Source organism: Thalassobaculum fulvum (assembly GCF_014652915.1).
Lineage (GTDB): Bacteria > Pseudomonadota > Alphaproteobacteria > Thalassobaculales > Thalassobaculaceae > Thalassobaculum_A > Thalassobaculum_A fulvum.
The window spans coordinates 278,719-298,815 of the sequence record NZ_BMZS01000002.1; the positions used below are offsets into that span (position 1 = coordinate 278,719).

General features: G+C 70.5%; 15 protein-coding genes and 1 tRNA gene. 8 read left to right on the forward strand and 8 right to left on the reverse strand.

The features are described 5' to 3' along the window. The first annotated feature begins 41 nt into the window (after nucleotides 1-41). Nucleotides 42-1,070, forward strand: a complete 1,029-nt coding sequence (locus IE246_RS04520; protein WP_189988100.1) for a polyprenyl synthetase family protein — start codon at nucleotides 42-44, stop codon at nucleotides 1,068-1,070. 28 nt (nucleotides 1,071-1,098) lie between these two features. Here the strand turns inward: IE246_RS04520 and IE246_RS04525 are convergent, their stop codons facing one another. Next, nucleotides 1,099-1,320, reverse strand: a complete 222-nt coding sequence (locus tag IE246_RS04525; RefSeq protein WP_229836385.1) for a DUF2061 domain-containing protein — start codon at nucleotides 1,318-1,320, stop codon at nucleotides 1,099-1,101. A 200-nt stretch (nucleotides 1,321-1,520) separates the two neighbouring features. Next, a complete protein-coding gene (locus IE246_RS04530; protein WP_189987749.1) occupies nucleotides 1,521-2,546 on the reverse strand; it encodes an Ldh family oxidoreductase in 1,026 nt (341 codons plus the stop codon). A gap of 216 nt (nucleotides 2,547-2,762) precedes the next feature. On the opposite strand from IE246_RS04530, the gene IE246_RS04535 reads away from it, so the two are divergent. Continuing rightward, nucleotides 2,763-2,839 (forward strand) — tRNA-Pro (locus IE246_RS04535). A gap of 53 nt (nucleotides 2,840-2,892) precedes the next feature. Here the strand turns inward: IE246_RS04535 and IE246_RS04540 are convergent. The 3 genes from IE246_RS04540 to IE246_RS04550 all read right to left on the reverse strand — a co-directional run bounded on the left by IE246_RS04540 (nucleotide 2,893) and on the right by IE246_RS04550 (nucleotide 5,150). After that, entirely contained in the window at nucleotides 2,893-3,447 is a 555-nt protein-coding gene (locus tag IE246_RS04540) for a hypothetical protein (protein WP_189987750.1), read from the reverse strand. Between the two features lie 2 nt (nucleotides 3,448-3,449). Next, on the reverse strand, nucleotides 3,450-4,124 hold the full coding sequence (locus IE246_RS04545) for a hypothetical protein (protein ID WP_189987751.1): 675 nt from the start codon (nucleotides 4,122-4,124) through the stop codon (nucleotides 3,450-3,452). A 78-nt stretch (nucleotides 4,125-4,202) separates the two neighbouring features. After that, on the reverse strand, nucleotides 4,203-5,150 hold the full coding sequence (locus tag IE246_RS04550) for an AEC family transporter (protein ID WP_189987752.1): 948 nt from the start codon (nucleotides 5,148-5,150) through the stop codon (nucleotides 4,203-4,205). A 238-nt stretch (nucleotides 5,151-5,388) separates the two neighbouring features. Between IE246_RS04550 and IE246_RS04555 the strand changes: the two genes are divergently transcribed. The 4 genes from IE246_RS04555 (at nucleotide 5,389) to IE246_RS04570 (ending at nucleotide 14,468) form a co-directional block, all read left to right on the forward strand. After that, nucleotides 5,389-7,020: a GMC family oxidoreductase gene (locus IE246_RS04555; protein ID WP_189987753.1), complete on the forward strand. Its 1,632-nt coding sequence runs from the start codon at nucleotides 5,389-5,391 to the stop codon at nucleotides 7,018-7,020. A 10-nt stretch (nucleotides 7,021-7,030) separates the two neighbouring features. Next, the gene (locus tag IE246_RS04560) at nucleotides 7,031-7,468 is read left to right on the forward strand and encodes a gluconate 2-dehydrogenase subunit 3 family protein (protein ID WP_189987754.1); all 438 of its coding nucleotides are present in this window, start codon (nucleotides 7,031-7,033) and stop codon (nucleotides 7,466-7,468) included. Nucleotides 7,469-7,639: 171 nt separating this feature from the next. Further along, entirely contained in the window at nucleotides 7,640-11,059 is a 3,420-nt protein-coding gene (locus IE246_RS04565) for a peptidoglycan-binding protein (RefSeq protein WP_189987755.1), read from the forward strand. A 19-nt stretch (nucleotides 11,060-11,078) separates the two neighbouring features. Next, the gene (locus IE246_RS04570; protein ID WP_189987756.1) at nucleotides 11,079-14,468 is read left to right on the forward strand and encodes a hypothetical protein; all 3,390 of its coding nucleotides are present in this window, start codon (nucleotides 11,079-11,081) and stop codon (nucleotides 14,466-14,468) included. Between the two features lie 12 nt (nucleotides 14,469-14,480). On the opposite strand, the gene IE246_RS04575 is transcribed toward IE246_RS04570, so the two are convergent. Continuing rightward, complete coding sequence (locus IE246_RS04575; RefSeq protein ID WP_189987757.1) at nucleotides 14,481-15,524, reverse strand: amidohydrolase family protein; 1,044 nt, start codon at nucleotides 15,522-15,524, stop codon at nucleotides 14,481-14,483. Between the two features lie 345 nt (nucleotides 15,525-15,869). Next, nucleotides 15,870-16,751 carry a substrate-binding domain-containing protein gene (locus IE246_RS04580; protein WP_189987758.1) on the reverse strand — a complete coding sequence of 294 codons (882 nt, stop codon included), beginning with the start codon at nucleotides 16,749-16,751 and terminating at the stop codon, nucleotides 15,870-15,872. A gap of 167 nt (nucleotides 16,752-16,918) precedes the next feature. On the opposite strand from IE246_RS04580, the gene IE246_RS04585 reads away from it, so the two are divergent. Then, nucleotides 16,919-18,655 (forward strand): hypothetical protein, encoded by a 1,737-nt coding sequence (locus IE246_RS04585; protein WP_189987759.1) that lies wholly within the window; start codon nucleotides 16,919-16,921, stop codon nucleotides 18,653-18,655. 10 nt (nucleotides 18,656-18,665) lie between these two features. Here IE246_RS04585 and IE246_RS04590 read toward each other — a convergent pair whose 3' ends face one another. Next, nucleotides 18,666-19,280, reverse strand: a complete 615-nt coding sequence (locus tag IE246_RS04590; protein ID WP_189987760.1) for a PAS domain-containing protein — start codon at nucleotides 19,278-19,280, stop codon at nucleotides 18,666-18,668. A 241-nt stretch (nucleotides 19,281-19,521) separates the two neighbouring features. Here IE246_RS04590 and IE246_RS04595 point away from each other — a divergent pair, with 241 nt between their 5' ends. Further along, nucleotides 19,522-20,076: a PAS domain-containing protein gene (locus tag IE246_RS04595; RefSeq protein ID WP_189987761.1), complete on the forward strand. Its 555-nt coding sequence runs from the start codon at nucleotides 19,522-19,524 to the stop codon at nucleotides 20,074-20,076. The last annotated feature ends 21 nt before the right edge of the window (nucleotides 20,077-20,097 follow it).

Below are 20,097 nucleotides of genomic sequence, written 5' to 3' on the forward strand. Positions count from 1 at the left end.
CCTCAGCAGCGTCAAGCGACGCAGGAGACGCCGTGCCCTCGATTGCCGCTCCGGCCAGCGCCGACCGCCAGACGTCCCAGCCAGGGGCCCGCCAACCCGGCGTGGAAGCCCTGCGGCGGCTCGTGGCCGCCGACATGGAGAAGGTCAACCGGGCGATCCTCGAGCACATGCAGAGCCCGGTCGCCCTGATTCCGCAGCTCGCCGGCCACATCGTGGCGTCCGGCGGCAAGCGGCTGCGGCCGATGCTGACCCTGGCGACCGCCGGGCTGTGCGGCTACACGGGGGAGCGCCACATCGGCCTGGCGGCCTGCGTCGAATTCATCCACACCGCCACCCTGCTCCACGACGACGTGGTCGACGAGAGCGACTTGCGGCGCGGCAAGGACACCGCCAACGCTGTCTGGGGCAACCAGGCCAGCGTGCTGGTCGGCGACTTCCTGTTCAGCCGGGCCTTCCAGCTCATGGTCGGCGACGGCTCGCTCAAGGTCCTGAAGATCCTGTCGGACGCCTCGGCGATCATCGCCGAGGGCGAGGTCCACCAGCTCGTCACCACCAACGACATCACCACGACCGAGGACGCCTATCTCGAGGTGATCCGCTGCAAGACCGCGCAGCTGTTCGCCGCCGCCGCCCAGATCGGGCCGGTGGTGGCCGAGCGGCCGCAGGACGAGGAACTGGCGCTCGAGGGCTTCGGCCGCGACCTCGGGGTCGCCTTTCAGCTGGTCGACGACGTGCTCGACTACGCCGCCGAGCAGGCGGCGCTCGGCAAGACGGTCGGCGACGACTTCCGCGAAGGCAAGGTGACCCTGCCGGTGATCCTGGCCTATCAGGCCGGCGACGAGGCCGAGCGGACGTTCTGGAAGCGCACGATCGAGGACCTCGACCAGCGCGACGGCGACCTCGCCGAGGCCCAGCGCCTGATGGTCGGGCACGGCACGCTGGAGGCCTCGCTCGACCGGGCCCGCGAGTACGCCGGTGCGGCCCGCGCCGCCCTCGCGCGCTTCCCGGCGAACCCGTACCGGGCCGCCCTGGAGGAACTCGTCGACTTCTGCGTCGAGCGCGCCTACTGATCCGTGGGCGTTGGCCCGGGGCCAGCCGTCAGTGGCTGCCCCAGCGCACGCGCGCCCAGGCGCGTTCGTGGACGTAGTACAAGCCCATCTTGGTCATCACCTCGAGCCCGGCGATCGACCCGGCCCAGGCGAAGCTGCCGGTGACGAAGAAGCTGATGATGAAGGTGTCTATGGTGGCGGTGACGCGCCAGCTCAGCGTCTTGGCGAGCGAATGGCGGCGCGAGGTCGCGACCCGCGATGTGCTGGACAAACTGGCCGTGCCTTCCGGTCCCGTCATGGGATGCTCCGTGCCTTGAACCAGGGCCCACGGAACGCATCCGTGGCGCTTTAGCAGTTGGTCTCGCGGCCGCAAGCTGCCCCTCAAATCCCGCGGGTCGTGTTTCGGGCGACCACCCCGTTCGGCGCACCATCGGCATTTCGGCCGCCGGGATCAAATCAAAAAATGCCGGCTCAGCCGCCGGCCAGCTCGACGACCTTGGCATGCAGCGCGGAATCGACCTGCACGCCGTCGACCGCGGTGACCTCGCGGTTGCGCCGGCGCCGGTCGCCCGGCAGGCGCACGCCTTCCTCGGCGGTGATACGACCGAACAGCAGCTCGGCATGGGCTGCGAAGTTCTCCGGGTCGCCGAACCGGGCCGGGTCGATCGCCAGCATCAGTTCGCCGCCCTTCGGCGGGCCGCCGTCGTGGTTGTCGACGGCCAGCGCCTCGAAGCTGAACCTGTCGCCGATCAGCGCGCCGACCAGCAGCTCGATCATCAAGGCGATCGAGGCGCCCTTGTAGCCGCCGAACGGCAGCTGGGCACCGCCGTCGAGGATGGCGTTCGGATCGGTGGTCTCGCGGCCCTCGGCGTCGATGCCGGTGCCGGGCGGCACCGCATGGCCCTCGCGGGCGGCGATCATGATCTCGCCGCGGGCCAGCGCCGAGGAGGCCTGGTCGAACACCAGCGGGGCGCGCCCCGGTCGCGGCCACGCGAACGCCATCGGGTTGGTGCCGTAGATCGGCGTGCGCCCGCCGGCCGCCACCACGTAGGGGAAGGCGGCGGTGAACGCGAAGGCGCACAGCCCCTGCTCGGCCAGCGCCTCGACCTCCGGCCACAGCGCCGCGAAATGGTGGATGTCGTTCAGCGCCAGCGCCGCGACCCCCTGGGACCGCGCCTTGGCGGCCAGCGGCGCCCGCCCGGCCTCCAGCGCCAGCGGCGCGAACCCGCCCTTGCCGTCGACCCGGACCACGCCGGGCGCCAAATCCTCGACGACCGGCTGCGCCCGGCCGTTCGCCTTGCCACTGCGCAGCGAGGCGACGTAGCCGGGCAGCCGGAACAGGCCGTGCGACAGGCAGATGTCGCGCTCGGCCGCGGTGATGGTGTCGGCGACGGCGCGCGCATTCTCGGCGTCGCAGCCGTTGGCGGCCAGGCAGCCGGCGGCGAGCGCGTGCACCTCGTCGAGGCTGAGACTGACGGTGGGGGCTGTCGCGGCCATGGGGCGGTCTCCCGGTACGGTGTCGGCGGCGACAGCTAACCAGAGGATGGCGGCGCCGGGAACCCGTGTCGCGCCGGTTTCGCGGCCTCGGCGACCGCCCCGCACCGGGTGCGGCATTTCGTTCTTCCGTCGATGCAATCCGAGCTTGATGCGCCTGCGACGACCCGCTATATCACGCCCTCGCATCCCGGCGGGCAGCCCATCGCCCGTATCGGTCGGGGAGTAGCTCAGCCTGGTAGAGCACTGTCTTCGGGAGGCAGGGGCCGGAGGTTCGAATCCTCTCTCCCCGACCAACACTTACGAAAACCACCGCTGAACACTCGCCCGAGCCCGGCCGACGCCACCGTCAGGCCGGATTTTCGCCGATCGTGAACGCCTCGAACTGCAGAGCGAGCAATTCCCGGCCGTCGACTACGGCGAACAGCGTGTCGGCCAAGCCGATCCAACGCCCCTCCGCCCCCCGCTCGGCGAACCGGGACCGGAGACGGGCATTCTGCTCGTCGAAGACCAGTTCGGCGCGGTCGCCCATCGTGTAGACGACCTCGTCCTCGTCATACGGGACATCGAACAGCAGATACCCCGGCTCCGCCCCGCCGGGAGGCGCCGCGAGCGCCTCCCGCTTCCAGAGTTGCGGGTTTGTGAAGGCGTAGATCTCGTCCAGCCTGAACCGATCCTCCGCCTGGTATCGGGAGAAACTGAGCTCCAGGTCCGCGACGTGCACCCGGTAGTGCCTCCGAGCCAGGCCGTACGAGTCCGTAAGCCGCTCGGACAGGTTCGCGGGCGTGGCGACACGCGCGGGCCAGAACAGCCTGCTCTCGAGATGCAGCCCTTCGACGAGGCCCGAGCGTGCGCTGGAAGGCTCCCGGCGCGGCGTGGAAATCGAGACGATCGGGGCGGACATGATCAACCCTTGTACGAGAAGTGCACGATCGTGTTGTCGGATTCGCGGATCAGAACTTCCAGTTCATAGCTCTTTCCGGCGCATCTCATCGGTATCCTATACATGGACAATCCAGGGACGTTCTGCGGATCCGGAGACCGTCGGCCGTGCCGGATCGCCAGCCTGAGGATATGGACCGGAACATGGCGGTCGGGGTTCCGCATGTGCTTGAGCGCCGCCCTGGAGAACCTCAACTGCGTCGTGGCCGACGATCGGAAGACGGCCCTCAGGGTCTGAAGCGCTTCCTGTCTCAGCAGACCGGCAGCGCCTTTGCCGACGGCCTGCGCGGACACCGTGCGCCCGAGGAGTTGGACGGCCTTCCGGACCGAGACCGCGACGACCCCGCCGATCGTGATGAGATCGATCGGGTCGATCGCGGGACTCTGCAGGCCGACTTCGTCGATCGACACCAGCGTGCCGTCCAGGTCGAAAACCCGCGTGATCCCTCGCCCGCTCGACCGAAAACCGATGACGGCCGCGACGTCCTCGTCGACGATCGGCACCGCGTCGGCCGGCACGGCGCCCGCCCGGACCTCGAAGACGCCTTGGTTCAGGTCCGGTTGAGGCCCGGCGTAGGGGAGACCTTCCTCGAAACCGGTGTACAGGCGCTCCGGACCGCCCTCGGCGACCGACTGCATCTTCCGGTCGATCTGCCGGACGGTCTGTCGATGCGGGCGCGGTTTGTTCGTCTCGAGCCGGGCTGACGTCCGCCCCGGTCAAAGATGCAGGCCGGACGACGCGAACAGGTAGAACAGCCCCGACAGCGTCAGCAGGCTGAGGGTGGTGGTCGCCAGGATGCCGGTCGAGGTGCGGGCCACGTAGATCTTGTAGCGCTGCACCAGCACGAACAGGTTGGCGCCGGTCGGCAGCGCCGCCATCAGGATGCAGATCACGAACAGTTGCGGCTGGTCGGCGAGCAGCCAGGCCGCGAACGCCCAGGCCGCGACCGGGTGGACCAGCAGCTTCAGGAACGTCATCGACGCCACCTCGGCGCGCCCCTCGCTGAGCGGCAGGCCGACCAGCGACAGCCCGATCGAGAACAGCGCGCACGGGCCGGCGGCCGCGCCGAGGATCGTGCCGTAGGTGACCAGCGGCGCCGGCAGCGACAGCCCGGCCAGGGCCCACAGGAAGCCGAGCACCGGCGCCACCAGGATCGGGCTGCTGGCGACCGAGACCGCGACCTTGCGCAGCGCCTTCGCACCGGAGCCGTCCTGCCGCCCGCTCTCGATCACCGCGGTCAGGATCGCGATGTTCAGGGCGGCGTTGATGATCGTCGCGATCACCACCGGCGGCAGCCAGGACTCGCCGAACGCCGTCAGCACCAGCGGAATGCCCATGTAACCGACATTGCCGTAGATCCCGACCGTGCCGTGAGTCGCCGCCTCGGCGAACGAGACCCGGAACAGGGTGCGGGCGACCGCGATGCCGATCGTCATGGTGGCGACCTGGCCCAACAGGTAGGCGGCGATGTACGGGCCGTTCAGCACCGTCGCGGTGTCGATCCGGGCCATCGCCAGGAACAGCAGGACCGGCAGCGCGAAGTAGAACACGAAGCCGTTGAGCGCCTCGCTGCTGGCCCGGCCCAGCAGGTTGCGCCAGCCCGCCAGGTAGCCGGTCAGGATCAGCCCGAAGACCGGCAGCACCACGTTGACGATCGAGTTCAAGGTCCGTTCCCCGCCGCGCCAGCACGAACAGGCCCCGCGTGCGGGACCCGCACACCGGAACCCGGTCGCACAATCAGAATTCAGAATTCGGAATGCAAATATTCCCGAACCGGCCCGGTGTCAACGCCTCGATAGCGGGCTTCCCGACCGGGGCACATCGACGCGGCAAATCGGGCTTGGCTCGCGCTGCGCGCCGCCCGACAATGCGCCAAAAGCAGGTATCGGGGGAGACACCGAGGTGGCCGACAAGGGGGCATCGCCCAGCAACGATCCGGTCGACGTTCTGATCATCGGCGCCGGCGCCTCGGGCGCGGCGATCGCCTGGAGCCTGACCGAGACCCGGATGCGCATCCTGTGCCTGGAGCAGGGCGACTGGATGTCGTCGTCGCACTACCCGACGACCCGCAACAACTGGGAGGCCCAGCAGTTCGGCGCCCACCACGTCGACCCGAACGTCCGAGCGCTCGACGTCGACTACCCGGTCAACGGCACCGATTCGCCGATCGACGTGCTGAACTTCAACGCCGTCGGCGGCAGCACCATCGCCTACGCCGCGCATTTCCCCCGCCTGCACCCGTCGGACTTCCGCGTAAAGACCCTGGACGGCGTCGCCGACGACTGGCCGGTCACCTACGACGACCTGGAGCCCTACTTCGTCCAGAACGACCGGATCATGGGGGTCTCCGGCCTGCCCGGCGACCCGATGTACCCGCCCAAGCAGCTGCCGCTGCCGCCGATCCCGATCGGCCTGGTCGGCGAGACCGTGGCACGCGGCTTCGACCGGCTCGGCTGGCACTGGTGGCCGTCGGACTCGGCGATCCTGTCGCAGCCCTACGAGGGCCGGGACAAGTGCCTGAACCTCAATCCCTGCATGACCGGCTGCTCGCAGGGTGCCAAGGGCAGCGTCGACATCACCTACTGGCCGGAGGCGTTGCGGGCCGGCGTCGAACTGCGCACGCGCTGCCGGGTGCGCGAGGTCACGGTGAACGACGACGGCATGGCGGACGGCGTCGTCTACTACGACGCCGACGGCCGGGAGTGCTTCCAGAAGGCCGAGGTCGTGATCATGGCCTGCAACGGCGTCGGCACCCCGCGCATCCTGCTGAACTCCAAATCGAAGCAGTTTCCCGACGGGCTGGCGAACCGCAGCGGGCTGGTCGGCAAGAATCTGATGTTCCACCCGGTCGCGGTCGCGACCGGCGTGTTCGAGGAGCGGCTGGACACCCACAAGGGGCCGCAAGGCTGCTGCATCCTGAGCAAGGAGTTCTACGAGACCGACCTCGAGCGCGGCTTCGTGCGCGGCTACAACATGCAGGTGACCCGTGGCGCCGCCGGACCGCTGGCGACCGCCATGAAGGGACTGGCGGGCGGCACCATCCCCTGGGGCCCCGGCCACCACGAGCAGTTCGACCGGTACTTCGACCACACGGTGCAGTGCCTGGCGGTCTGCGAGGACCTGCCCGAGGAGTGCAACCAGGTGACGCTCGACCCCGAGCTGAAGGACTCCAGCGGCATCCCGGCGCCGAAGGTCACCTACCGGCTCAGCGAGAACAGCAGGAAGATGCTGGCCCACGGCCTGGAGCGCGGCAAGGAGGTGATGCGGGCGGCCGGCGCGGTGGAGATCATCGAGACCCCTCTGCTGCGGGTCGGCGGCTGGCACCTGCTGGGCACCGCGCGGATGGGCGCTGACCCGGAACGCTCGGTGGTGAACGGTTGGGGCCGCAGCCACGACGTGAAGAACCTGTTCATCGTCGACGGCAGCATCTTCGTCACCGCCGGCGGCGTGAACCCGACCAGCACCATCCAGGCGCTGGCGCTGTACATCGGCGACAAGATCAAGGCGAACCTCGCCAACCTGTTCGACGACTGAGGGCGGACCGATGGAAAACGCGACGACCCCGGCCTTCACCGACGCACAGCTCCGGCGGCTGTCGGCCCTGCAGGACACCATCGTGCCGGCCAGCGAGGACGGCTCCATGCCGAGCGCCGGGGGTATCGACCTCCTGGCTTATCTGAGTACCCAAGCGCCCGGGTACCTGGCCGAGTTGGCCGGCATCCTCGACCGGTTCGACGATCCGTTTGCCGACCTCGCCCTGGGCGAGCGGGTCGAACTGGTCCGGGGCTTTTCGGAAAGCGACAGGCCGGCCTTCCGGAGCCTGGTGTTCCGGGTCTACGACGCCTACTACCAGGACGACCGGGTCCGGACCGCCATCGGCGCCCGCCCCGGCGCGCCGTTCCCGGGCGGCCATTCGATCCCGGCGGGGGACCTGTCGTCGCTCGAAGCCGTGAAGGTGCGCGGCAAGGGCTATCGTCGGTAGGCCTCTCCCCGCCGCCGCGCCGCATCGGTCGAGCTTGGCCCGGTGCCGGACCCGGCTTGCGGCAGTACTTGCGAGACTTCGACGAGACCCGCCCGCCAATTGGCATAGATCAAGGACAGGACCCAGCGAGAGCCGGGAAGCTCCGATCAGCCTCGATGGAGGGGAGCGATCATGGGCCTGTCTCTTACCCGACTGCTGGCACGGGGTAGCGTCGCCGTTTGTATTGCCGCTCTCTTGTCGACCGGCATCGCCGTCCCGGCCGTCGCCGAGACCGGTGTCACCGACTGCGACACGTACGCCTCGGATCCGGACGATCCGCACCGCAAGGCGCCCGGGGTTCCGATCACGAAGGTCGGCCTGGGCGCGGTCCTGTCCTGTGGCATCGCCGCCGGCATCCATTCCGACGAGCCGCGGCTCCGCTATCTGCTGGGCCGCAGCAACGCCGCCGTCGGCGCGGCCGCCGAAGCGATCAAGCAGTTCAAGATGGCGGCCGACGCCGGCTACCCGATGGCGCAGTTCCGCATCGGCCTGGCCCACCAGAAGGGCGTCGGCTTCGCCGTCGACCCTGCCGCCGCCCGGCAGTGGCACCGCAAGGCGGCCGATGGCGGCGTCCCGATCGCCCAGTTCCTGCTCGCCCGGATGTTCGAGCGGGGCGAGGGCGGCCCGGCCAGCACGGACCAGGCGCTGCACTACTACCGGCTGGCCGCCAAAGGCGGGATCGAGGAGGCCGAGGCGAAGGTCGCCGAACTCGGAACGGTCAAGGCCCCCCCGCCGGCCACCACGGCGCCGGCAACCACCCCGCCGGCGCAACCGTCAGCGCCGAAAGACATGGTGCTGGCGATCCAGACCATGCTCGGAACGCTCGGCTACGACGCCGGCACTCCCGACGGGCTGATGGGGCGGCGGACCCGGTCGGCGATCAGCCAGTTCCAGCGCGACCGCGGCCTGACCGTCGACGGCATTCCCGACGCCGAGCTGCAGGAAAAGCTGACCGCCGCCGTCGACGCGATGGCCGCGGCCAGGCCGAAACGGATTGCCGAGCCCGCCCCGCCGGCGCTGGCGAACTTCCGCCGCACCGGGAATGCGGCGATCTCCGGCCACAACGACCGCCACCTGACCGGCGTATCGCCCGAGGATTGCGCCAAGGCGTGCGTCGCCGAGACCGCGTTCGCGTGTCGGTCCTTCGACTACTACAAGGGCCAGAACCGCTGCGACCTGAGCGCCCGCTCGGCCGACCAGGTCGGCGGACTGGCCACGGGCGGCAGCTACGACGCCTACGACCACTATGCCCGCCCGGCACCGGCGATTGCGGCGGCACCCTCCCCTGCCGCACCCTCCCCTGCCGCACCGCCGCCGGCGGCGCCGATACCGGCGCCACCGCGGCCCGTCGCGGCACCCGCGCCGCCGGCGCCGCTGATCGTCGCCACCAGCCCCGGCTTCGTGCCGGACGAGGGGGTCGAAGTCCGGTTCGAGAACCTGCCCGCCAAGGGACAGGACTGGCTGGCAATCGCCGGCAAGGGCCAGACGCCGCAGCAGTATTTCGACCTGGTGATGCTCGCCGGCCGCCCGACCAGCGGCACCCACCGCTTCAAGCCGCTGCCGCCCGGCGACTACGAGGTCCGGCTCTACACCGACTGGCCGGCCGGCGGCTACGCCATCGTCGCCTCGGTGCCGGTGTCGGTCGTGGCACCCACCCCGCTGCCTGCCGCACCGCCGCCGGCCGCACCGCCGCCTGCCGCTCCGCCGCCTGCCGCTCCCCTGCCGGCCGCACCACTGCCTGCCGCTCCCCTGGCGGCGGCACCGGTCCCGCCGGCCGCCGTTACCGCCACCGTCGCCGGCGCGTGGACGGCCGAGGGTCCGGCCACGACCCTGAACCTCGATCAGGTGATGGACCTCGTCGAGGGCACCCTGGGCAATCCGGACGGCCGGTTCGAGGGCAGCTTCAGCGACGGCCAGCTGACCGGCCTGTGGGCAATACCGGACGGTACCGCCGGCGCGGCCTGCCAGGGCAGCCGGCTCGGCGCCACCCGCTGGGGCAAACTCGAGGCCGTGCTGTCGGCCGACGGCAATGTGCTCGACGGCCGCTGGGGAAGCTGCGACACCCCGCCGACTCGGCCGTTCAACGCCCGCCGGCGCGACGCACCGGCCAGGAGTTCCTCGGCGCCGGCGCGCGTGCCAACTCCCGCCCCGACCGCGGCCCCGGTTCCGGCACCGGAGCCCGCGGCAGCCGCCGTCCCGGAACCGTCTCCCGTCGTGTCCGGCATCCTCGACTGCGAGGCCCGCGACCTGAGCCAGGACGGGCTGTCATGCAAGAAGCTCAAGTCAGAGCAGATCTTCGCGGCGGGCCGGGACGGCCAGCACCGGATCGCCTGCGCTGCCGGGAAGTTCGCCGGGCTGTTGCCCGGCGGGCGGCTGCGTACCTGCGAACTCGCGGCGCCGACCACCCTGGTGCCGGAGGACATGGACGGCGCGACCGTCAGCTGCCCCGGCGGGATCGTGCAGTTCGACGAGCACGGCCTCGATCGGTGCGAGGGTCGGGACGACCCGGTGGTGTTCGCCGGCAACGGGCGCAGCTATGCCTGCGGCTACACCATCCTGTATCGCCAGCAGGACAAGGCCAGCGGCACCTGGCAGGTGAGCCTGATCGAGTGCAATGCCAACAGCGGCGGCGCGGTCGCCATGGCCAGCCCGCTCGGCGAGCTGCGATGCGGCAGCGCCTCGTTGCACGCCGACCTCGCGCCGCGCGGCTGTTCCCGGGCGGCCGCCGTCGCCTTCACCTGGGCCTACGACGGCGAGGCCTATGACTGTCCGCAGGGCAGCGCGTTCTCGTTCCTGCCCGACGGCAGCCTCAAGTCGATGCCCGACGGCTGCACCACCGACAATGCCGCCTTCAAGGCCCGGCTGGCCCAGGGCGGTTTGCCGGAGCCGGCGTGCAACATCTGGGCGCCGAACCGCTATGCCAAGGACGGCCCGCCCGGCCGACCGACCGTCATCAGCGCGCGATGCGAGGAGAAGGACATCGTCGACGAGCTCGTCCTGCGCCCGGGCCGGCCCGCCAGGGTGCTGTGCGAGAGCGGCTACAGGATGCGCGGCGACGGCACGGTGACCGACTGCACCCTGGCAGCCCCTGCGCGGATCCCGGTGCCCGACGCCGGCGGAACCCCGGCGAGCTGCCGGGACCGGCTGCAGATGACGGCCGACGGCACCGTGATGCGCTGCACCCTGGCCGAACCCTCGGCCGTCCAGGTGACGCTGCCGGGCGGCGGCGGCGGCGTGTGCGCCGGCGGCGAGCTGCTGCTGTTCCCGGACGGCACGCTGCGGCAGTGCGAGACCCTGGCCCAGCCCGTAGATGTGCAGACGGCGAGGGCACGGCTCACCTGCGGCAGCCTCAGCTACGGGACCCGCAACGGCGTGCCGAATCTGAGCCGGTGCGGTCTGGCCGCCAAGGGCGACGCCCGCGACGGCGACGGCAACCGGGTGTCCTGCGATCCGGCCGGCGGCAGCGCGACGGTCGCGCTCACCGGCGACGGCGGCATCGACGTCAAGCGTCACGCCAAGGGCGGCGACGGTCTTTGCAAGCCCGGTTCCTGACGCCGGGAGGGGCGGCACCATGAGGCGCGCGATATCGATCCTGGCCGTCGCGCTCGGCCTGCTGCCGGCGCTGGTGTCCGCCTTCGCCACCGCCGAGCCGGCACTCAGGCTCGACCGCGACCAGTTGCGGAGCCGGCTGGAGGACCAAGTCTACGACGAGATCGCCGGCGGCCTCGGGATGATCGAGACCAGGGCCAACGCGATCACCGCGCAATGGAAGTCGGACGCCAGGTACCTGGCGCTGTCGGCGGCGATTTCCGGCAACGAGAAGGCGCGCGCCACGTTCAAGGCGGTCTACAAGGACACCGGGGACACCAGGAGGGCGTTCTGGGCCGCGGTCGAGGCGGCCGGGGACGATTCGCCTTACCGGGCGCTGGTCAGGGACTTCGTCAACGGGGAGAGCCTGGCGGTCTACCGGGACCTGAAGGCGGTCTACGACCGCGGCGCCGGCCAGCTCGCCGAGCTGACCGAGAAAACCCGCGGGCTGGAGGCGATCACCGAGCGGGAATCCTACGTCAAGAAGGTCAAGGAATACGGGCTGAAGGGCCAGTGGCTCGACCGTTTCGAGGCGACCGAGGACCGCCTGCGCGGCATCCACGACTACCTCAAGAAGCCGGTCGGCACCGCCCTCGAGGTCGCCGGCACCATCCACAAGGGCCTGACCGGCACCGAGCTGGGCGACCGCGAAAGGGCGCTGTTCTCGCTGCTCGGCACCGCGGCCGGCAGCCTGCCGATCCTGGGCGATTTCGTTCAGGCCTATGCCGAGATGGCGAACGAGCTGCTGGCCGCGACGCTGCGCCTGCGGGTGGTGTTCTCGAAGTGGGACATGGGCTGCGTCGGCGCCTGGGCCCACGGCGTCACCAACAAGGCCAACCCGAAGAACGCCGCCTTCGGCTTCGGCGGCACCGCCTGCCCGTCCGGCACCATCAAGGAGCTGTATGTCGACTTCGAGAACGACGCCGTCCTGTATTTCTGGAACGGCACCGGGTGGGACAGGGCGCCGGCCGGCGTCGGCGGCGCCCCGGCGATCGACGACATCCTGGCGTTCCTGCGGCGCGTGAAGCTGTACCGCGACGCCACCGTCGTCGACGTACCGGCGGCGTTCAGGTTCTATGGACTGCCGGGCGGCTTCGCCGCGGCCCGGGGCCAGGCCGCCGAGACGTTCCGCGAGACCTTGCGGATCTGGGATCGCATCAAGGGGATCATGGTCTCGCTGGGGATGGCCCGGGCGCAGGCTGCCGCGATCCTGGAGCGCCGGACCGGCCGGCCGGGTTTCGACGCCGAGCTGAGGGGACGCCTGTCCACCGACCCCGACCTGCTGATCCATGACCACCTGGTCTCCCGCCTCGGCGACGGCGGCTCGGCCCGGCGCGACGACGAGACCCTCGAGGCCCTGAAGACGGTGCGCCCGAAGGCGGTGCTCGGCCGGTTCGAGCTGCCGGATGGCGTCGATCTCGGCGACGCCAGCCCGACCCTGGAGATCGCCGCCCCCCCGGAGGTCCTGGTGGCGTCGCAGACCGTCTCGGCCGCCGACGGCCAGTACGAGATCGTCCTGGTCGGCAGCCCCGACGCCCGCGTCGAGTACACGGTCGCCGTCGGCCCGTTCCGGTCTCAGACCCTGGCGGTCGACGACTGGTCGCACATCATCACCAAGCATCAGGCCCGGATCGAAGCCGGCCTGACCATCGCGTTCGAGGCGTTGGACCCGCAACCGGTCGGGACGCCGATCACGATCAGGGGCCGGATCGAGGCCCCCGCCGGCGCCGACGTCGGGCCCTACGCACTGTCCTGGTCGATCGACGACGCCCCGGCCGGCCGGCAGACGGTGGACGCGAACCGGTTCGAGATCCCGCTGACGTTCGACCGCAGCAAGGTCTACATGCTCGACGTCACCGCCACCGGCCAGCGGGGCATCGCCGGATCCGAGCGGCTGCGGGTGATCGTCCCCTTCAGGGTCGACGTCGAGCTGGCCGACAGCGCCGACGAGCAGGGCCGCCTGCTGGCGGTCGCATCGATCACCGGCGGCGACGGCGCCTATACGGTCCGGTGGACCACCGACACCGGCATCGACGTCACCCGCGAGGTCGGGCGCGACCGGTTCTTCGAGCGCCTGAACGTCGGCTCCGGCAGGAAGCTGCAGTGGCTGCAGCTCGACGTGTTCGACAAGGCGACCCGGATCGAGGTGCCGACCCGCATCGGCATCGACGACCGGACGCCGATGGCCCTGGCCCTGACCGCCGTGCCCGGCACCGTGAAGCCGGGCGGCAGCGCCACCGTCGAGGTCGCGATCACCGCCGGCAGCCCGCCCTTCGCCCTGACCCTCAGATCCGGGGGCCAGACGGTATCCGAGCAGACCGTCCAGGAGCAGCGCGCCCGGTTCCCGCTGACCTTCGAGCAGCCGGGCCTCTACGACCTCGCCGTCGTCGCCCGCGACAAGGGCGGCGTCACCGTCGAGGAGCAGGTGCGGATCACCGTGCAGGCCGCGCCGAAACCGGGTCGTACCGCCAGCGACGAGGTCGGGTCGCAGCGCGAGCGGGCGCCGCGCATCGACATCTCGGGCGCCACGGTGTTCCGCATGCAGCAGACCGGCGACGTCGTGGCCAACCTGTTCGGCGCCTACCACATCACCTGCAAGAAGATCCTGCCGGACGGGCGCTGCCAGATCGACGAGGAGAAGCGCACGCCGTTCACCGGCTGGCTGAAGAGCAAGGCCGGCGACCTGAGCGCAACCTACTACGACCACGGCAAGCGCGTTCGATCGGTGACGGTCCGGCGCGACGGCTCGGTCGAGGGCCTGACCGAATACGGTGACAGCGACCGGGACGCCGAGAACCCCGACGCCGGCAAGGTCCGCAAATCTTACTATGCCGGCGGCGGCCTTCAGGAGGAGCGCCGCTACCTGCATCTCGGCCCTGGGCAGAACTTCGTCGAGACCTGGCGGTATCGCGAGAGCGGCAGCCTGTACATGCACCGCTTCGAACCCTCGGTGCATGTCGGCGAGGAGGGCGTGAAGCTCGAATGGCTCGGCGTCGACGGCACCGCGATGGCCGCCGACGGCTATCCGCTGGCGCTATCGCCCGACGGCTGCTTCGCGAAGGCGACGAACGGCGAGCGCCTGGATTCCAGTGTCGAGCTGTACCGGTGCGGAACCGGCGACAACCGCGCCTGCGTGTGCGAGCCGTCCGAGAAGACCCGTGGCGTCACCTGCGACAAGGCCACCACGCTCCGGGTCTTCAACGGCGTGATGCAGCGCCTGAACAAGACGACCAAGCTGCCGATCCGCGAGAGCTACTTCGCCGGCGGAGTGCACTGCGGCGACCGCGTCTACAACCCGAGCAGCGGCGCCCTGCTGCGCGAGACCCCGTCGGCCGAGATCGAGAAGGCGCTGAAGCAGCGGGCGTCCCGCTAGAGCGACCGAGGTTCACGCCCCGCCGTCCAGCCCCAGCCGGTAGATCCGGTCGGCGGTTCCCAGGAACAGCGCCCGCCGGTCGTCGGCCGAATACCCCGCCGCCAGCCGCTTGAAGGCGTTCCACAGCACCCCGTAGCCGCAGCTGCCCTTGTCGACCGGGAAGTTGCTTTCGAACATCGCGCGCTCCGGGCCGAACAGCTCGATCGCGGTCTCGACATAGGGTTTCCAGGCGGCGGCCACGGTCTCGGAGTCCGGTGCCCGCTCGCCCTCGTGCAGGTCGAAGCCGAACAGCCGCATGCCGAGCCCGCCGAGCTTGACCGCCACGTTGGACCGCCGCGCCACCTCGCCGAGGGCCGTACGCCAGGCCGCGAACACCTCGTCGCGCCGTCCGGCATAGGGGCCGATCCCGATCGCCCCGCCGACATGGTTCAGCACGATCGCGGTGTCCGGAAACGCATCGGCCAGGTCGGCGCAGTCGGCGAGCTGGGTGTGGTACATCCAGGCGTCGAACGACAGGCCGAGCGGCGCCAGATGCGCGAAGCCGGCGCGGAAGGCCGCGCCCGCCAGAAGGCCCGGCGGGACGTTCAGCATCGAGCCGTGGGCCGTCGGGTCCGGATGATGGACGCTGCTGCAGCGCAGCCCCTTCAGCCGGCCGTGCCCGAGGTCGATCGCCCGCTCCAGCGCCGGCCGCACCCGGTCGCCGGCCGTCAGGTCCATGGTACCGACCACGCCCCGGCAGAGCGCCGTCGGCCGGCCCTCCGCCTTGGCCCGGTCGCCGACCGCGGCGGCGTACTCCACCTCGCCCAGCGGTCCCTCGACCGGGTCGCCGCCGTCGCGGTACCAGGCGTGGCATTCCTCGTAGACGGTGGCGACGATCCGGTGGCCGGAGCCGGCGATGTCGGCCAGCAGGTCCTCGGCGACGTAGCGCGAGTCGGGCCGGTGCCAGAGGTGGTGGTGCGGGTCGACGATCGGCAGGGCCGGCTCGAGCGGCTCCTCGACCCGGCTCGCGACCCAGTCCGGGCGCACGGGGATGTGGCGGCTGACCGTCAGGCTCATTCGGCTCCTCCCTCTCGGAAGGACAGAGTCGGCGGTGCGCTTCGGTCTGGCAACCGTATCAGAAGTTTCGGTGACAGTAAGTTTCGGTGACAGTGCACTTTATTGGTTTCGGTGACAGTGCACTTTATTGGAGGGGCGCGACTGACCGGCGAACGCGCTTAGATAAGTGCACTGTCACCGAGATACGCGCTTAGATAAGCGCACTGTCACCGAGATACCACTGTCACCGAGATACCACTGAGATACCGGTAGGGAAGAGAGGCGACGCGATCCCCTCCTCCGTCGTCATGCCGGACCGGAGGGCCGGCGGCGCGACGGAGCCGGAACCCACCGGCCGCTGCGGAGTCAGCCGGGCGTGCCCGCCCAGATCTCGTCGAGGGTCAGGGCGCGCGGCAGCAGGCCCTGCTCAAAGGCCCAGCGCGCCGCCAGGGTCACGGCCGGGTCGAGCGCGGCACGGCCGAGCGGCAGCGGCGCGCCGGCCTCGGTCAGGGCGCGGCCGAGCGCGGCGGCGAAGCCGGAGACCAGTTCCGGCCGGGTCTCCGCCAGCTCCCGCCGGGCCGCCACCAGGTGGTTGACCGGCACGAAGCCGTGCCGGGCCCGGAACCGCTCGCCGGCGGCGGCCGGGTCCGGGAACACCTGGCGCAGCGCCGGGTCGTTCGGCGGCTCGTTGCCGACGATGACGGCGTCGAGCGCGCCGCCGCGCAGCATCGCCAGCATGTCGGCGCCAGCCGCCGCCCGCTCGACCCAGGGCGGATCCGCATACTCCGCCACGTGCGCCCCCTCGAAGGTCGTCCAGCGGATGCTGTCGGCCGCCACCCCGAAATCCTCAGCCAGCACGCCACGCAGCCAGCCGCCCGTCGTCTGGCTGTAGGCGCGGACCCCGACCCGCCGGCCGCTCAGATCGGCCGGCCCGGCGATGCCCGCGTCGTCCGCCCGGCACCACAGCGACTGTTCCTGGAACCGGGCCGCGACCGCCACCGGCAGCAGCACCAGCGGCTTGCCGTAGGCCCGCGCCTGCAGGAAGGTGAACAGCGCCATCTCGCAGATGTCGAACGCCTGATCGCGGACCATCGGCGCGAACGCCCGGTGGATCGGCGCGACGTCGGCGAACTCGATCCGCGTATGGTCGAGGCTCGGCGGTACCGACTTGAAGGTGCGGGTCCAGGCCGTGGTGCCAAGCGCCGCGCTCAACGCGGTCAGGCGTTCGGAATTCGTCCTGTCGATCATCGTCGTCGCCCTCCACAGAATGGCGGAACCTACGACACCGCGACGCGACAGACGATCCTCCGCGACAGAAAACCAATAGCTCGCAGAACGGAATTGATCGGGCAGCGGAGATGCCACTACCGTCCGCACCCGGTGAGGTCCGTTCCGGACCGGAGGGGAGAGCATTCATGTCCGACACGTCGACGGCCGACGCGACATCGCTGCCGGCCTACGTGCAGTTGCACCGCGACGTCATTCTGAATGCCGACCTTTGGACCGAGACACCCCAGATCCTGACCGCGGACTATGCCTTCGAGGGCATCTCCGGCATTCCCGGGCTGTTGACGGTTGACGACCTGCACCTCGCGGTACAGGCCGGGGCGGGAGTCAACCTGGACTACGCCGCGGCGGACCCGACCGCGCCGCTGCGCAACCTCTCCTCGGCGGGATCGCCGCTCGGCATCGCGGTCGGGGGATTCGGCGGTCTGCCCGAGTTTCAGGACGCCATGCCGGTGGTGTTCAGCTGGCCGGTGCTGCCGAGCACGGTCGATCCGACGGACATCGCCATCACCCTCAACACCGGCGAGGTGATCACCCCCGAGGTGGCGGCCCTCAACCCCAACTACGACTACAACGAACGCCACGTCATCGTTTTCTTCGGCGATTTCGGCAACCGGCTGACCCCCGGCACAGAGGGCGCCCGCTACCCGGTCTCGGTCACCATCGTCGAGGACGACACGCCGCTCATGGCGGTCGGCCGGGACGGGCCCGTCTCGATCGTCGGCCTGACCGCCCAGAGCGGCCATCACTACGTCTCCGGGCCGCAACTGGTCGGCGCCCGGCTCACCGAGTTCACCTCGGCCGGCGACTTCTCGCCATCCGTCCTGTCGAACAACATGCCGAACGACGGTGCCTCGTATTACGGCGACGAGGCCACCTACCGACTGCGGCTTTACACGTCCGGCGGGTTCTCGCCCGACGGGGTCAGCGGGTTCCTGCCGACCGAGTTCGAGCGGATGTTCAAGCTCGAGGCGACGCATGCCGACGGCTCCACCGTCACCATCACGCAGGACGGTGTCGACTACGACCTCGGGGTCGGGAAGCTGCGGGTCATCGGTCTGGCGGAACTTGGTGAGGCCGTCGACGACGAGACGGCGATCAACCCGATCCAGTACCAGGAGGACCACGACAATTACCTCGACATCATCCTGACGGGCGATGCTGCCGCGATCGCAAGGCTGACGACCGTCGTGATGCCCGGCAGCTCCGAGGCCGGGTACACCGACGTCTACAACCCAGGCGGGCCGGGACGCACGCCGACCGACGGGGTCATCTACACCGCCCCGGCAGCAGCCCAGCGGTTCTCAATCGACGTCAGCCTGGACGATCTCGGTACGACGAGCTACGCCGCCCAGAACGTGGCCGACTACGATGCCGACGACGACCTGCCGGTGGTGTTCCGGCTCTACGACCCGGGCAACGGCACGCATCTGTACACGGCCAGCTCGAGCGAGGCCGAGGCTGCGCTGCGGACCGGCTACGTCGAGGAGGGGGTGCCGTTCTCCAACGAGGGGTCCGCACCCGGCCTGATCGGTGTGCACCGGTTCTTCTCGGCGAGCGCCTCCGACTACGTTCTGACCACCGACCCGGCGGAGATCGCGGCCCTGTCGCAGCCCGGCAGCGACTTCGCCTACGAAGGCGGAAGCTTCACCGGCCTCGCCGCACAGCAGCCGGGGACCGTGGCGATCCACCGGTTCTACTCCGAGCGCAGCACCGACCATCTCTACACCGCCGACTACGACGAAGGCACGACCGCCGAAGGCTACGTGTACGAGGGGGTCGCCTGGTACGCGATCGACCTTCGCCCGGCGGGAACCGACGTGGCGGCCGCGGATCAGGGGCAGTCCGGCTGGATGATCGTGTGACGACCGGCGGTCACAGCGTCATCGGGGGCAGCGGCACCGGCAGCATCCCGATGTCCGGCACGCCGGCCCCGATGTCGACGAACCGGTTCGCCTCGCCGACCTGGTTGTAGACCGGGTCGAGCTGCGGCAGCTTCAGCGCCACGTTCTCGACCGGCTGACGGATCGTGAACAACTGGCGCGGCGCATCGTCGGTGTCGGCGAACACCGGCAGGCAGACGTATTCCGAATAGACCGGCGGACCGATCGTGTAGCCGAACAGCACCCGGAAGCAGAGTCCGCACGGCCGCTCGGCCAGCGCCACGTTGATCCGCGAGCGGCGCGGCCAGTCCTCCGGCCGCGACAGGTTCTTCAGGCTGGTGCCGGTCAGCTCGCGCCCGCGACTCGCGTTGATCGACGAGCCGACCAGCCGGAACACCATGTCCTCGGCCGACCGGATCTCGAGCACGCTCAGCCAGTGCAGGTGGCGGGCGACATCGCCGAGCTCGATCTGGCCGCGCCGCGGCGCCACCGCGTCGCCGCGCCAGCGCATCCAGGCATCGAGGAAATCCCGGCAGGCCGGGGTCACCAGAACGTCCCGCAGCCGTTCGCCGCCGCCCTCGCCCGATCCGCCCGCCGGTGTCGCCATCGGCCGCAGCCCTGCACCGTTGCCATCCACCCGGGCCCGCCGGGCTCCCGTGAATGCTAGTGCGGGAGCACCGGTCCCGCCAAGCGGTCCCGCCCAGCGGTCCCGCCGCTGCCGCCCGGCGTCCGCGAGTGCGGACATCCGGCCTGACGAACCGGAGACGGCAATACCCCCCGGATTGGGGAGGCCGGCGGTTCTCTGGTATTGTAGATATCAGGAAACTCGAACAGACGGGTTGCCGACCGTGCCCAGTCAGTACCTCGACGACATCGACCCCGACAATCCCCCGCACGTCGCCGGAAGCGTCGGCGGCAACATCGTCGAGATCGCCGATCCCGGGCGCTGGTACCGCGCCCAGCACGACTTCAAGGCATGGTTCGACCGCCACGCGGTTGCCGGCTTCCTGCCGCCGGGCACGCCGATCGACCGGCTGGCCCGCCATCTCGGGCACGTCCACAAGCTGGAGGTCGGCCGCGATGGCGAGGATTTCCGCTACCGGATCTACGGCAACCTGATCGCGGCCGAGGCCAACATGCGGATGCAGGGGCGCTGGGTGTCGGAGCTGCCGGAACCGACGCGCGGCATCTTCCTCGCGCACTATCGGGCGCTGCTGGCCGCACCGCGGCTGTTCATCGGGGAGTTGCGGTATGTCGGCGATGCGATGAGCCACCCGGTCTGGTACCGGGCGGAGGCGCCGATCGGGATGCCGGAGACCGGCATGCTCGGCGTCATCGTCCTCACCCGGCCGACGGATCTCGACGAGGACCCGGAAACCGAGAGCCCGCCGCCCCGCGGGTGACCGCGGCGCGACGGGCCGACA

Excerpts from the sequence above, each read along its gene's own strand:
- IE246_RS04530 (WP_189987749.1), bottom strand. The coding sequence starts at position 2,546 with ATGGCCGCGACAGCCCCCACCGTCAGTCTCAGCCTCGACGAGGTGCAC.
- IE246_RS04540 (WP_189987750.1), bottom strand. The coding sequence starts at position 3,447 with ATGTCCGCCCCGATCGTCTCGATTTCCACGCCGCGCCGGGAGCCTTCC.
- IE246_RS04545 (WP_189987751.1), bottom strand. The coding sequence starts at position 4,124 with ATGCAGTCGGTCGCCGAGGGCGGTCCGGAGCGCCTGTACACCGGTTTC.
- IE246_RS04560 (WP_189987754.1), top strand. The coding sequence starts at position 7,031 with ATGGAAAACGCGACGACCCCGGCCTTCACCGACGCACAGCTCCGGCGG.
- IE246_RS04565 (WP_189987755.1), top strand. The coding sequence starts at position 7,640 with ATGGGCCTGTCTCTTACCCGACTGCTGGCACGGGGTAGCGTCGCCGTT.
- IE246_RS04570 (WP_189987756.1), top strand. The coding sequence starts at position 11,079 with ATGAGGCGCGCGATATCGATCCTGGCCGTCGCGCTCGGCCTGCTGCCG.
- IE246_RS04575 (WP_189987757.1), bottom strand. The coding sequence starts at position 15,524 with ATGAGCCTGACGGTCAGCCGCCACATCCCCGTGCGCCCGGACTGGGTC.
- IE246_RS04580 (WP_189987758.1), bottom strand. The coding sequence starts at position 16,751 with ATGATCGACAGGACGAATTCCGAACGCCTGACCGCGTTGAGCGCGGCG.
- IE246_RS04585 (WP_189987759.1), top strand. The coding sequence starts at position 16,919 with ATGTCCGACACGTCGACGGCCGACGCGACATCGCTGCCGGCCTACGTG.
- IE246_RS04590 (WP_189987760.1), bottom strand. The coding sequence starts at position 19,280 with ATGGCGACACCGGCGGGCGGATCGGGCGAGGGCGGCGGCGAACGGCTG.